Below are 14,238 nucleotides of genomic sequence, written 5' to 3'. Positions count from 1 at the left end.
TTTTTTTTTCGCAAACATAAGGCATAAATAATCATTTAGCTAAGATTCCTTTTTTTCCTATCACAGGGATCGATTTTAGGTTTGCTTCTTTAATACTAAAGGCAGGGAATTCCCAGCGTTTTTCATACATCTTATTATTGAGAAAATACGTCACCGTATAAAAATTATCTAGTTTAAAAATACTTTCTTGCATAAACTCGATTTTAGCAAAACCTTTTGCAGGAAGTAGGGCAATTTTGTGACGCATGTGTGTCGTCATTTTTGTATCACTATACCCTTGTACAGTAATCAAAACGATTTCTAGAGGCTCTTTGCCATCGTTTATGATATAGGCATTCCAGTCTTCTGTTTTATACTCTTCGTGAAGTTCTTTTATGGCAGCAATATATACATCTTTTACTTCGGGAATTTCTATGTCTTTACGCATGATGTGTTGTTTTACGATAAAGCATTACTGCTTCTGTGTCGTTAGAGAGCGTAATCATTTTGATAAAAGTAAGTCCTAGTTTTTCTAGTAATCGTTGTGACTCGATGTTTTCTTTTACGGTGATTCCGCTTACGGTTGTAATTCTGTGTACTTCTTTGCCATACTGCATGGTTTTAGAGGCGCTTTCATATCCATATCCTTTGCCTTCATATAAAGGCAAAAAAGCAAAACCAATGTCAACACCTTCTATACCTTCTCTATCGTACAGACCGCAACATCCTATTTTTTTGCCATCCTCTTTTCGTATGACGATATAATTTCCAAATTGTTTTTCTTCAAATTGGGGGAGCATTTTTGAGGTAATGTATTGTACTGCATCTTCCTCTGTATATACCTTACGATCTCCAATGTAGGAGAGCCACTTAGGAGTATTGAGTAATTCCAAGACAAAAGCAGCGTCTTCTATGTGTGCAGGACGCATACCAAGGCGTTCCGTTTCAAAAGTGTATGCTTCCATAACCTTTACATTTCAGGGTAAGACAAAATGATCATTTGCAGTAAGTAGATACTTTAGATTCTAAGTATCTTAGTTTCGCTTTCGCGAAAGCAAAATAGTTATAAAGCACTTTTAAACTGCTCTAAAAAACGAATATCATTTTCACTAAGCATTCGGATATCCGAAATTTGGTGTAGTAATAATGCAATACGATCTATCCCCATACCAAAGGCAAAACCACTGTACTCTTTACTATCAATACCACAGTTTTCAAGTACGTTAGGATCTACCATACCACAACCCATAATTTCTAACCACCCGGTACCTTTAGTCATCTTATAATCGGTTTCTGTTTCCAGACCCCAATAGACATCAACTTCGGCACTAGGTTCTGTAAATGGAAAATAAGAAGGACGCAGTCTAATCTTACTTTTTCCAAACATTTCTGTAGTAAAGTACTGTAGTGTTTGTTTTAAATCTGCAAAAGAGACATCCTTGTCGATATACAATCCTTCTACTTGATGAAAAAAGCAATGCGAACGACCACTTATAGCCTCATTGCGATAGACACGTCCTGGGGAGATGGTACGTATAGGAGGTTTGTTGTTTTCCATATAACGTACTTGTACCGATGAGGTATGCGTACGTAGTAATACATCTGGATTTGTCTGGATAAAGAAGGTATCCTGCATATCACGAGCAGGATGATATTCTGGCAAATTCAAGGCTGTAAAATTATGCCAATCGTCTTCAATCTCAGGACCTTCAGACACATTAAATCCTATACGAGAGAATATATCTATAATTTGATTTTTTACGATGGAGATAGGATGACGTGCTCCTATTTCTATAGCATCTCCAGGTCTAGATAGATCGTTTGTGACACTCGCAGTAGTATCTGTATCTTCTAATGCTTCTTTAAGCGTATTCACTTTCTCTAAAGCAGCATCTTTAAGCGCATTCATGGCACGCCCATAATCCTTCTTCATTTCATTAGGTACACTCTTAAAGTCGGCAATAATATCATTAACAAGCCCTTTCTTCCCAGAAAACTTAATACGAAATGCCTCTACCTCTTCTTTAGAGTTTGCTGTAAAAGTCTCAACTTCGGACATGAGTTGCTTTATTCTATCTAACATAATTCCTGTTTTATCCCTCAAAAAATAGGGAGGTGCAAATTTAGTAAAAAACGTGTATTTGTGATGTATATCTAAAGAATAATGCTTTCTCGTATTTAAACAAGGATACTGCTATTATTATAAGTGTAGAAGAGTGTTTGTATCTGGAGAACAATTATTTAACAGTAAAATTTAAATAATCATCTCTCTTTTTGTATATCTTTATAAGGAATCAAAAAAGTAACATGATGTTAAAAAAAGTATTAGAATGCAAGGGAACTAAGGAGCTTAGTTCAAAAGATCAAAAAAGTGTAAGTGGTGGTTATGTCCCGTATCCGTGCAGTGGCCCAAATGGTTCAACGTGTTATAGAGGTGGTAAGCATTGCCCAGGAACTTGTATGTCGGGAGAATGTATTCCTTGGTAGTTTGAGGAATGAAATGTAATGTATACTAAAATACACTATTGTTTCTAGTAGCTTATTGATCTTATCTCTCAACAAACACGCTGTAAAGTGTGAAAAGCCCCATCAAGCAGAAAATAAATTCGATAAATAAGCGTGTATTTTAGTATCTAAATGATGCTCTTTAGTTGGTTTTAGTTGGTATTTTAAATGCCATTGAGAGGAAAAAAATAATATCACTTTTAATTTCTATTGAGAATATTTTCCTTCACTTTTATAAGATCAACACTATTAAAGTAGTTTTCGAGTATCCCCATACCTTCAATAGACTTCGCGATAAGGTCTTTATCTACGTCTCCATCACTAAGTAAATACTCTTCAATAATTAGCTTCTTGTCAATTCCTAGAATAAGTAGTATAGCTACTATAACAATTCCTGTTCTATCTTTTCCAGAAAGGCAATGAATCAATACAGGATAGGGTAAAGCAGAGTTTTCAAAAGTGCCTATAATTCTATTTAACCAAGTACGAACCTCTTTTTGGGTCGTATCATATTTTTCAATTTTATTGGACATCGGAAAATGAAAATATCTAATATCAAAGTCATCTGGATCTTCACTGTTCCTTAAGTTAATGATTGATTGTACATGATCGATTTCCTTGTGTTCTTTTACATAATCAATACTTCCTCCTCTATACACACGACCCTCAGGAAGTAATTTTTTTTCAGAAATCAGATTGATAAAAGCACCTACATCTCTAAAATTTACACAACCGTCTGCATAATCTAACCCCATGTGTATATTAAGAAATAAGTTCTTTTTCTATAAAATACTGTACAATGGCTTCCTTCATTAAAATTTGTTGTTCTCCAGCTTTTAAAGGAGGTAGCGGTTCTAGAACTTTATAATGCGGCCATCCGTCAGGGTCTTCAAAATCAAATTGATAATACCCAAAGGGTTCAAGTAATCTACAGATGGCAATATGCATTAAATTTACTTTATCATCTTTTTTAAAGGTAGTATCTAGTTGTCCTAACTCTTGAATACCAATAAGATATATGATACTTTCAAGGTCTAGTCTATCACCGTCTGCAAAACGACCTGAAAGTCGGTTTACAACGGTTTCCCATCGTTCTTTTAATTGTGTGTCTCTTGCCATAAATCGTAACAAAGATAACCTTACATAGGTTAAATTACTATATTTATAGCATGAATACGATCGATATTGTTTTTGGGATTATTCTCATTTTAGGAGCTATTCAAGGTTTCAAAAAGGGATTGTTTGTAGAACTAGCGTCGCTAGTGGGGCTTATAGCAGGAATTTTTGGAGCTATTTATTTTTCTCATTTTGTGGGAGATTGGCTTGCAGAGAAAACATCTTGGAGTGAACAAGCTATCAATCTTACCGCCTTTGCGATTACGTTTATTATTATTGTCCTCGCGATTTCTATGGCAGGAAAACTGCTTACCAAAATAGCCGATTTTGCCATGCTCGGGATTGTCAATAAAATAGCAGGTGCTGCTTTTGCAGTACTTAAATATGCTTTTCTATTAAGTGTAGTTATTATGTTCGTAAATGAAGCAAATGATCGTATTGGTTTCGTAAGCGAAGAAGCTATGGAAGAATCCGTTCTTTTTACTCCAGTAAAATCATTTGCACCAATGATTTTGCCTTCCATCTTGGCAAAAGCCAAAGAAGAGAATATTTATAACCCAGACAAGAAAGAGGAGGAAGCAGAATAATTATTCTCTTCTAGAGACCGCTTTCGCGAAAGCGTACACAGCCTTAGTTATTGCTTTTAAATATTTTAAGCTGCTTTTTAAATCAAAAAAGAGGAAAACTGATATGTCTTTCCTCTTTTTTAAGGTTATATTTATGTAAGAATTGCTTACTCCATGAACGTTACATTTCCATCATTAATGTCATACATAGCACCAATAATTTGAATCTCACCATTTTGCTCCATTTGTTTAAGAACAACACTTCGCGATTTTATATTTTCAATGGCAATTTGTACATTTTCTATGGCAACTTCATTCACAAAATCTAAATTTTCAGAAGTAAGAGATGGTTCGTTTTTACGCTGAACAACAGCAGCAACAGCAGGCTCTATTTTATTAATCAATGCCGTTAGATTCCCTAAACGCACGTGATCACAGGCCCCTTTTATAGCGCCACAACTAGTGTGACCTAATACAACAAGAAGTTTAGTTCCTGCTACTTTACAGGCAAATTCCATGCTTCCTAAAATATCTTCGTTTATAAAATTTCCAGCAATACGAATACTAAATATATCCCCTAGTCCTTGGTCAAAGACCAACTCTGCAGAAACCCTAGAATCTATACAGCTTAGTATAGTAGCAAATGGAAATTGACCTTCTGAGGTGTCATTTACTTGTTCAAGTAAATTTCGATTTGCCTTTAGGTTATTCTGAAAGCGTAAGTTTCCTTCTTTTAGAAAATCTAGTGCTTTTTGAGGGGTCATTGTTGATTGTGATTCGGCAGTATGTGCTTTCATAATTATATATTTTATGCTGATTTAGATCTTAAGTTAAAAAATTCTATAAAACTCTCAGGGTTTTCTATAACACCCTTTTGAGAAATAAGTTTAATATCAATATTTCGATTTTTTGCTTTCTCAACAAAATCATCTAGTATTTCTATGATATCGTTATCTAAGAATCGAGTATTTCTTACGTCTAACTCAAGATAAGTATTTTCTGGTAGTCGATCTAATTCTTTTAATATTGCTCCCTTATTAAAGAAGGTTACTTCTTCTGCGAGGGTCATTTTCATTTTTTGCTTTCCATTACTCACATCCTCCTTATGTAAGAAATGCGAGTTTTGATAACTTTTATAGAGTACAACAACAATTCCTACTGCAAGCCCTAAACCTATTCCGATTAATAAATCGGTAAATACAATACCTACTACAGTGACAATAAAAGGAACAAATTGTTTCCAACCAGCTGTCCACATCGCTTTAAATGTAGAAGGCTTTGCTAATTTGTAACCCACAATGAATAGAATCGCAGCAAGAACAGAAAGCGGAATTTTATTAAGTAACGTAGGAATAAGGATGACAGAGATTAATAATAAAAACCCATGGATAATCGAAGACATTTTTGTTTTTCCTCCAGATTGTATGTTAGCAGAACTTCGAACAATTACTTGCGTTACTGGCAAACCTCCAATTAATCCTGAAAGTATGTTTCCAGTACCTTGTGCGAGTAATTCTCTATTGGTTGGAGTGACTCTTTTTTCTGGATCTATCTTATCTGTTGCTTCCACACACAAAAGCGTTTCTAAACTAGCAACAAGTGCAATTGTAAAAGCAGTTACCCATATTTCAGGTCTTGTGATAACCCCAAAATTTGGGAAAGAAAATTGCCCTAGAAAGCCATCAATACTATCAGGTATAGGAACAGTTACTAAGTGCTCTTGAGAGATTGAGAATGTGTCAGAACCTTGTGTAGTGATATAGTAAATAATACCAGCTGCTACCGCAACCAAAGGTCCTTGAATGATATTAAAAATTTTTCCTTTCTTAGAAAGTACGTTACTCCATAAAAGTAATATCCCTAGGCCAATAAAAGCAATTAACGTAGCTCCTGGGCTTATAAAGTTTATTGCATTTAAAATTTCTGAGAAGGTATTTTCTCCATCCACTTGGAAAAAGGCAAAATCTCCTTCGGGATCTACATCATATCCGAAAAAATGAGGAATCTGTTTTAAAATAATAATAATCCCAATTCCAGTAAGCATTCCTTTAATTACTGAAGAAGGAAAATAATAGCCAATTATACCCGCTTTTAAAAAGCCAAAAAGTAGTTGAATAGCACCCCCTAAAACTACGGCAACCAGAAAGTTTTCATACCCTCCTAAAGTACCTATCGCTGTGAGAACAATGGCGGCAAGTCCTGCTGCAGGACCACTCACTCCTATTTGAGAGCCACTTAAAGCACCAACTACAATACCTCCGATAATACCCGCAATAAGTCCTGAAAAAAGAGGGGCGCCACTGGCAAGTGCAATCCCAAGACACAGGGGGAGTGCAACAAAAAACACAACGACACTAGCTGGAAGATCGTTCTTTAAATATTTGAACATAATACATAATATAGTGCTATGACAAGAAGCGCATAGCTGTTTAGTTTAAAATAATAGTGGGTACTTAGGTCTAAATAGGAAACAATTTGGTACTTCTCTACCTATGAAGATGTACAGTTTAATCTAAACAAGATGTTTGGGAGGAGGAGATTGTACATCAATGATATGATTTCTATATTGATGTAATGTATGGTTGTTTTGTAAGCTTAGATGACATTTCTTTACGATCACCGAAGTAGCATATACCTGAAAGAAAGTATCTTTTTCATCAAGTTCTTTCTTTGTTTCTTTTTTGTTTTCATCTTCACCAAGATCCAATGCAACTTCAATATCAACCTGATTATCTATAAGTACCACAAAAGAAGGTCCCAATATAGATATGGACAACATAAAAGCCAACGATATGGTAAAAATACTTCGCATACTACTAAAATAGCTAATTTTGAAATATATCTAAGCTAAAACAACTTAAAAATTGTTTAACAACTTGATGTCATTTTTAGGAATCCATCCAGTTTTACCGTCTATAAGCTTGATTCGGTTCCATTCATTTACCTCTTCTAGAACAAAGACTTTTGTCCCTTCATGTAGGGTAAAGGCAAGCGTACTGGAGAGGTTGGGTTCGCTCTTTACTTCTACTTCAGGTGTAAATACAATAGCAGGGTTGTCTTTTCCCGCTTTCGCGAAAGCGGTATACGCAAAACTCACACTTATAATCCCCAAAATCAATACGGCGATAGATGAGATAAAGAACAGACGCTTTTTGGTCGTGTTGTATGAAAAATAATAGATTAGAAAACTAAGCACAAAAAGGATCATACATACAATAGCAATTTTTGCCCATCCATCTATCGTAAATAAACGTACAACGCTATTGATCCATTCTTGAAGTGTATTCTTAGGAAGTGGCTCTATAGCATCTATTTTCATATTTTCTGCAAAAGCAGCATTATTACGAATATCTGGATCTGAAGGAGCAAGTTGTAATGCTTTTTCATAATAATACACCGTAGGAGCTACATTGTTTAATTTATAATGAGCGTTTGCAAGGTTAAAATACAGTGCCGCAGATTCTACTTTTTGATCTAGGATTCTCTTATACGCATCTACAGCTTCTTGAAATCTTCCTTGTGCATAATGCTCGTTACCTGCTTCAAAAAGAAGCTCTGTTTGTTGTGCGTACGTTGTGCAACTTAAAAGAAAAGTAACAACAACAAGAAGAAGTTTTGAAATTTTTGTCATCTTATAATTGTTTATCCATAGTTGATATTACACGAACTGCCTTGTCATAGTCCTGTTGCATAGCCACGTTACTTGACGGGGTATACCTAGCAAACTCACAACTTTCTAAAAGACTTATAAATTCAATAGTAGTGGACTCATCTACTTCACGTTCTTTAAGTAACCTTGTGATACGATCTTTACTCATATCACTCGTCTGGATATTGAGTTTTGCTTTAAGATAGTTATGAAGTGCTCGCTCCATCGCGATATAAAATTCTTTTTGATTACCTAAGCTCTTTTTTGCTTCACTTAGAAACTTACGAGCAAGTTTGTCTGCTTTACGGATACGACTGCCTTGTACATCACTTGTATAAGCTTGCCGTTTTTTACGAACGATCATTGCAATAGGAATCAATAAGAAAGGACCTCCTAATAATGCCCAAAACAAGCTAGATTTAAAAAACTGCTTTTTTGTAATCGATTGAAGATTAGGAGTAGATTTTATATACGCAAACTGTTTGTTGGCAACAACAACTTGTTGTTTGTTTGTCTCGTTTGTTGTAATCGCCGTGTTTTCTGAATTTGAGTCCACAGGTCCGTTCTTGACTTCTATAACAATTTCATCAGAGATTTTGCGCTCATAACGTTCTGTGATTGGATTAAAGTAACTAAAAGATAATGAAGGGATCGGATATTTTCCTTTATACGCCGGTACTACGGTATAAGTACTTCTTTTGAGACCGCTCATTCCACTTAAATTGGTACGAACTTGATCTGCATTTTCTGGTTCATATACTTCCAGTTTGCTTGGTAGATTAGGTTTTGGAAGTTCAAAAAGTTTTAAGTTTCCATTTCCACTGGCTTCTACACTTAGTTGAAAAGCTTCAGAAGCATCTAGTGATGTTTTGTCTGTTTTTACAGTAAAATCAAATTCTCCAACAGCGCCTGTAAAGTCATCAGGTTTTCCTTTTAATGGGAGTGGCTTAACATCTACCGTTCTATTTTTTGCAGCAACGGTAATGTTTGCATTTTGCGTTAAGAATCTTCCAAAAATATCACGTCTATTTGTAGGAACTGCGACGGAGACACTAAGACTTAAAGGCTCAATATTAAGTTTTCCTGTTTTTTGAGGATATAATACTGTACGTCTTAAAATCACGTATCGATAAGGTTCTCCTTCGTATTCTGTGTCGTACACCTTAAACTGCTTTTCGTCAATATTTTGACTCCAAAAATCGGCAAATTTTGGAGAGTCTATTTCTCTCCAATTACTTACGCTAGCTTCTGGAGAAACATACAATTTATAAACAACGGTGAAGGCTTCATTGAGATAAGGATTACTTTTTGAAACCTCTGCGACTAGATGAATGTTTTCAGAAGCGGTGTAAACGGCATCATTCCCGTCTTTTGGCTTGTCTACAGCAGCGGTTACCGTAACTTCTACAGGAGGCGATTTATATACTTCTCCATTAATGGTAATTTCTGCTTGTTTTATAGTAAAATCTCCTCTTTTTGTAGGAATCAGGATGTAACTAAATGTTTTAGAGTACGTTCCTTTTCCATTCACCCAACTTCTGCTCACCGCCTGATTAGGTCCTGAATAAATAGTGAATCCTTCAAAATCGGGTCTTGTAAAATTATCCCCATCTTGATTTACTTCAAAATCAATCCGTAATCGTTCATTAATCCCTAGTTTTTTCTTATTTACTTTGGAAGTAAAAGACACATCCTGTGCAGATACCGTTGCTATAGAAAGCAAGATGAGAGAGAATATGTACAGTTTTAGTTTCATAGTGATATTAAGGGTTTACCAATCTTTTTCGGTTTTTATTTTTGCTCCTTTTTGCTTTTTGGCATTGATCTTTTCTTGCGTTTTTTGTTCTTCATTACGCATGGCTTCTAGAAGACTACGCACCTGTTGAGGTGATAATTGTCCAGGTTGAGGAGCCTGCTGTTTAGGTTGCTCTTTCTTTTCTTCTCCTTTGTCACTAGACTCTTCCTTCTGTTTATCCTCAGGCTTTCCATTTTCATCTTCTTTTTGCTCTCCTTTGTCTTCTTTTTCTTCTCCTTTATCATCAGTCTCTTTTTTTTCGCCATCGTCACTTTCTTTTTCTTCTCCTTCTCCGTCTTTATCTTTTTCGTTTTTATCCTTCTCTTGATTCTGATCTTTATCTTGATTCTCATTTTCATCGTCACCGCCGCCTCCGCCGCCACCATTTTCGTCTTTCTTCTTTTTGGCTAGCATCAGGTTATAACGTGTTTCTTCGTCGTTGGGATCGTTACGTAAAGCATTTTTATAGGCTTCGACAGCACCTTTCCAATTTTCTTGTTGGTAGAGTGCATTTCCTAAATTATGAAAGGCTTTATGTTTTTCCTTTTTGGTTTGTGCTACTTCCGATGCTTTTACGAGAGAAGCGGTACTTTCCTCATATTTTTTATTCACGTAGTAATTGTTTCCTGCATTGTATTTTGCAGGAACGCTTGATGGGTCTAACGAGATAGCTTCTCTGTAGGCTACTTCCGCTTTCGCGAAAGCGTTCTCAGAAAGATGTTCGTTACCATCCAAAACTAGTTCTCTAGCCGTATTTGCATACGGATTGATAGGCACCTGCTTCTTGTTCTGAGCCATGACGGTCACAGAAAATAATAACAGGTATATGTAAAGAATGTGTTTCATAACGTTCTTTTAATTTTCATTAAATAAGTTTAATTTTTTAAGCCAACTTGTTTTGCGATCTAATAAAAAGATATCTAGGAACAGTAACAAAAGCCCTGCACCTAAAAACCATTGAAACTGATCTTTGAAGTCGGCAAATTGCTTGGCTTCAAACTCTTTTTTATTCATCCCATTTAGGATTTCCTTTACTCTATCGGTAACTTCTTCGGTATTTTTTCCAAAAATATATTCGCCATTGGCTTCTGAGGCGATATCTTTTAAGGTTTGCTCATCTAGTTTTGTGATGACAGTTTCTCCATTTTGATCTTTCTTGTAAGACTGTACAATACCATTGCGTTTAAGAGGAATAGGGCCTCCCGTCGTTTCGCCTACGCCAATGGTAAAAATACGAATCCCTTCTTGATTTGCTTGTTCTGCAATATTGGAAGATTCTCCTACGTGATCTTCTCCATCAGAAATGATAAAGAGCACTCTATTGGTTTGCTCTTCGTCATTATAGTAGGTCTTAGCAAGCTCAATCGCCTCACTAATCGCAGTACCTTGACTGGAAAGCATATCCGTATTCATCTGACTCAAAAACAGTTTTGCACTGCTGTAGTCGGTGGTAATTGGGAGTTGAGGATAGGCACTTCCTGCATACGCAATGATCCCGATACGATCACTTCCCAAATTGTTTATAATCTGAGTCACGAGTTGCTTTGCTTTCTCCATACGATTAGGTGCAATGTCTTCTGCCAGCATACTTTTTGAAACATCTATTGCAAAAACAACATCGACTCCTTCTCGTTTGACCGTTTCTAATTTGGTTCCCATTTTAGGATTTACGAGCGCTACGACTAAGAAAAAAATAGCAAGGCTCAGCACAAGAATTTTAAGCGTTGGTTTAAATAAAGAACGTTCTGGGCTTAATTTTTTAAGCAAAGCACTGTCTGCAAAACACTTTTGAGCCGAGCGTTGCCAGAAAAGTACTCCTAAAAACAGCAGGATGATCACTGGGATTACCAGCAATAACCAAAACCATATTTTTTCTTCTAATAGATACATATTGTATACGCTTTCGTACTTCGGCAAGCTCAGTATTAACTTCGGCTATACCGAAAGCGGAAATCTTTTTTAATTAAACAAAACTTCTAAACACCGTAAACTTAAGGAGCAATTCTAGTAATAGCAAAATACCTGCCAATAGGATAAGCGGACGGTATTTTTCTTCATAATTGGTATACTTGAATTCCTCTACTTCTGTTTTTTCTAGTTTATCTATCTCGTCATAAATGTCTTTTAACTTTTCATTATTTGTCGCTCGGAAGTATTTTCCTCCTGTCACTTCTGCAATTTCTTTTAATAAGTCTTCATCAATCTCAACCTGAACGTTATCATATTTAAACGATCCGTTATTAATTATTGCTACAGGTGAAAGTGCCATACCATTGGTTCCTACACCGATAGTATATGTTTTTATTCCAAATTCTAAAGCGAGTTCACTCGCTATTTTAGGATCTATAAACCCTGCATTATTAACTCCGTCGGTCATTAGAATAATAACTTTACTGACTGCTTTGCTGTCCTTCAATCTATTTACCGAAGTAGAAAGCCCCATCCCAATCGCAGTTCCACCTTCTATAATATTATTATAACGAATGCTATTAAGCGAACTTAGCACAATGCTTTTATCACTTGTGATTGGTGTTTTGGTATAGCTTTCTCCTGCATATTCTACGAGACCAATACGATCGTTAGGTCTTCCTTTTATAAAATCGGCAGCGACTATTTTTAATGCTTCCAAACGATTGGGGCGTAAGTCTTTGGCGAGCATACTTGCAGAGACATCTATAGCGATAATAATATCAATTCCTTTGGTGCTTTTTGTTCGCGTTGACACATCTACCGTACGAGGACGTGCCATTGCCGTAATAAGCGCCGCCAAAGCGACAAGGCGTAATAAAAACAATAGTGGGCGTAGTTTAGGTAAAAAACTACTCCCTGCTTTAAACCCTTTGATACTAGACAGTTTTACAGATGGCGTTTGTTTTTTACGCTTCCAGATATACCAAGCAATAGCTACTGGAAGTGCCAGAAACAACCAGAAAAATTGCGGATTTGAAAATTCAAAATTCTCTAACATTATTTTGCTGGGGCTTTTTGAAGTTCGACACTATTGATAATACGTTCTGCAATTTGTTTACTATAAGAGTCATTTGAAGGCCAACTTATAAATAGTTCTTGAACATACGATTCAGCGACAAACACTAATAAGGTATATTCCATATCCATTAACTTTGAGTTGCCTGAGAAATTTGTTGTCCCAGAGCCATAAGCCTTGACGCCTTCAGCGTTATTCGGCGTTTGAAATTTTTCATTTTTAACAAGGCTGAAATTATATCCAATTTCTTCAAAGTATTTTAATCTAACATTTATGACTGGTTCAACTGTTGCTTTTGTGCCTTCAGGATATTGTGTTTGAAAAAGGGCAACAGTAAATGCAGGGGGTTTGCTTAACCAAACAAAAGATGATGCTTCAATTTTTCCTTGAGCTTCTTGAGGGAGATTAACCTCTTTTCGCTCTAGTGCTTTAGGTGTGCTAATGACTATACTTGGAAAACCATATTCACTGGTGATCCAATTGCCTTCTGCGAGTTCACGTGATTGATTACCTAACACAAAATCTTTAACCTCATCATAGCCTTTAATAACAATTCCTGCAATTAAGGCAACGAGTAAAATTCCTGCTACACCCGCAATTCCAGTACCCCATAATTTACGAGTGCGTTTACGTTCCAAAGCTTCTCGATAGCTCTGATCTTTCATAAGTTCTTCTACCGTAGGTTCAGGAAGTACTTCTTTTGTTTCTTTTACGATTTGCTCTATGGCAAGTCTATCTGCCTCGGCTTTTCCAGATGGTGGATTAATACGTGCAAATTTCACCAAATCAGCACGTTTAAAGATCTCTTTAAGTTGCTTTATGGTCTCTGAATTAAAATCAATATGCCCACTGTTCTTTTCTAATTCTAATCGTTCTATGAGTTCGTCTGTGGTACTCTCTAACGCTCGGTCATATACTTTTTCATCATAATAACGACGTACCGTATCGGTAAGAGTAGAGTAGTATTCTTTGTATTTCGCGGAAGCGATAAAACCACTTTCATCAAGTTGACGTAAAGAGGCGAGTGCTTGCTCAAATGGAGGTATATATTTTTCTGCTTCCACACGTTTTTTATGTCTGCGTAGTAACCAAAATAAAAAGAGAGCAATCGCTAGAATGACGGGTACTATCCATAAAAGATATTTCCAAAACTTGCTATAATCTGTAGGCAATTCTATCACCGGTTTGATGTCATATAGCCCTTGGTTTACGGTGTCTAACACCACATTATTGACGTCAACCTGAAAAGAATCAGTTTGTAGCGTGCGATCTCCTATAAGGATTCGTTGTCTTGGGATGTTATAGGAACCACTATCAAATTGCGTAAGCCCGTACTTTTTAATCAATGTCATTCTCGCTTGCGCGAAAGAAGTGTCTACCTTATAACTCTCAATCATTTCTAAAGGAGAGAAGGTCTGGCCTTCTGGAAAAATAACGACGTCTAATTGGTCTGCTTCAACAGTAACTGTATAATTAATTTGTTCACCAAGACGAATTTTAGTCGTGTCGATCTTTGCTTTTACAGTAGGTGCTGTCTGAGCCTGTACTGATAGAAAAGAGAAAAGAATGCATACTACAGACACACGAAGCGTGCGTTTGATATGCTTTGTTCTTACTGTGTCACTATAGGGGTACATCATCT

The 14,238-nt window shown here is 36.1% G+C and carries 15 protein-coding genes; 1 reads left to right on the top strand and 14 read right to left on the bottom strand.

Features of this window, described 5'->3' with window-relative positions; translation table 11 throughout:
- Positions 1–31 precede the first annotated feature (31 nt).
- The 5 genes from Q0505_RS19605 to Q0505_RS19585 all read right to left on the bottom strand — a co-directional run bounded on the left by Q0505_RS19605 (position 32) and on the right by Q0505_RS19585 (position 3,603).
- The gene (locus Q0505_RS19605; protein ID WP_299216781.1) at positions 32–427 is read right to left on the bottom strand and encodes a hypothetical protein; all 396 of its coding nucleotides are present in this window, start codon (positions 425–427) and stop codon (positions 32–34) included.
- Positions 420–944, bottom strand: coding sequence for a GNAT family N-acetyltransferase (locus tag Q0505_RS19600; protein WP_299216778.1), 525 nt, complete (start codon positions 942–944; stop codon positions 420–422). The genes Q0505_RS19605 and Q0505_RS19600 overlap by 8 nt, the downstream gene beginning before the upstream one ends.
- Positions 945–1,042: 98 nt before the next feature.
- Positions 1,043–2,062 (bottom strand): phenylalanine--tRNA ligase subunit alpha, encoded by a 1,020-nt coding sequence (gene pheS / locus Q0505_RS19595; protein WP_299216775.1) that lies wholly within the window; start codon positions 2,060–2,062, stop codon positions 1,043–1,045.
- 622 nt (positions 2,063–2,684) lie between these two features.
- Positions 2,685–3,239, bottom strand: coding sequence for a tyrosine-protein phosphatase (locus tag Q0505_RS19590; protein ID WP_299216772.1), 555 nt, complete (start codon positions 3,237–3,239; stop codon positions 2,685–2,687).
- 7 nt (positions 3,240–3,246) lie between these two features.
- Complete coding sequence (locus Q0505_RS19585; protein WP_299216769.1) at positions 3,247–3,603, bottom strand: hypothetical protein; 357 nt, start codon at positions 3,601–3,603, stop codon at positions 3,247–3,249.
- A 50-nt stretch (positions 3,604–3,653) separates the two neighbouring features.
- Between Q0505_RS19585 and Q0505_RS19580 the strand changes: the two genes are divergently transcribed.
- Positions 3,654–4,187, top strand: coding sequence for a CvpA family protein (locus tag Q0505_RS19580; RefSeq protein ID WP_299216766.1), 534 nt, complete (start codon positions 3,654–3,656; stop codon positions 4,185–4,187).
- 146 nt (positions 4,188–4,333) lie between these two features.
- Here the strand turns inward: Q0505_RS19580 and Q0505_RS19575 are convergent, their stop codons facing one another.
- The 9 genes from Q0505_RS19575 to Q0505_RS19535 form a co-directional block, all read right to left on the bottom strand.
- Positions 4,334–4,963, bottom strand: coding sequence for a carbonic anhydrase family protein (locus Q0505_RS19575; protein ID WP_299216764.1), 630 nt, complete (start codon positions 4,961–4,963; stop codon positions 4,334–4,336).
- A gap of 11 nt (positions 4,964–4,974) precedes the next feature.
- Entirely contained in the window at positions 4,975–6,555 is a 1,581-nt protein-coding gene (locus tag Q0505_RS19570; RefSeq protein ID WP_299216761.1) for a SulP family inorganic anion transporter, read from the bottom strand.
- A 123-nt stretch (positions 6,556–6,678) separates the two neighbouring features.
- On the bottom strand, positions 6,679–6,978 hold the full coding sequence (locus tag Q0505_RS19565; protein WP_299216758.1) for a hypothetical protein: 300 nt from the start codon (positions 6,976–6,978) through the stop codon (positions 6,679–6,681).
- A gap of 45 nt (positions 6,979–7,023) precedes the next feature.
- Positions 7,024–7,797 (bottom strand): tetratricopeptide repeat protein, encoded by a 774-nt coding sequence (locus Q0505_RS19560; protein WP_299216755.1) that lies wholly within the window; start codon positions 7,795–7,797, stop codon positions 7,024–7,026.
- Between the two features lies 1 nt (position 7,798).
- Positions 7,799–9,571, bottom strand: coding sequence for a BatD family protein (locus Q0505_RS19555; protein WP_299216752.1), 1,773 nt, complete (start codon positions 9,569–9,571; stop codon positions 7,799–7,801).
- A gap of 15 nt (positions 9,572–9,586) precedes the next feature.
- Positions 9,587–10,456: a tetratricopeptide repeat protein gene (locus tag Q0505_RS19550; RefSeq protein WP_299216749.1), complete on the bottom strand. Its 870-nt coding sequence runs from the start codon at positions 10,454–10,456 to the stop codon at positions 9,587–9,589.
- 9 nt (positions 10,457–10,465) lie between these two features.
- Entirely contained in the window at positions 10,466–11,500 is a 1,035-nt protein-coding gene (locus Q0505_RS19545) for a VWA domain-containing protein (RefSeq protein WP_299216746.1), read from the bottom strand.
- Between the two features lie 73 nt (positions 11,501–11,573).
- Positions 11,574–12,578 carry a VWA domain-containing protein gene (locus Q0505_RS19540; protein WP_299216743.1) on the bottom strand — a complete coding sequence of 335 codons (1,005 nt, stop codon included), beginning with the start codon at positions 12,576–12,578 and terminating at the stop codon, positions 11,574–11,576.
- Complete coding sequence (locus Q0505_RS19535) at positions 12,578–14,236, bottom strand: hypothetical protein (RefSeq protein WP_299216740.1); 1,659 nt, start codon at positions 14,234–14,236, stop codon at positions 12,578–12,580. The genes Q0505_RS19540 and Q0505_RS19535 overlap by 1 nt, the downstream gene beginning before the upstream one ends.
- Between the last annotated feature and the right edge of the window lie 2 nt (positions 14,237–14,238).

Source organism: uncultured Dokdonia sp. (genome assembly GCF_937910895.1).
Taxonomy (GTDB): Bacteria; Bacteroidota; Bacteroidia; order Flavobacteriales; family Flavobacteriaceae; genus Dokdonia.
The sequence above is the reverse complement of the archived record's forward strand: the minus strand, read 5'-3'. Positions and strand labels throughout refer to the sequence as shown.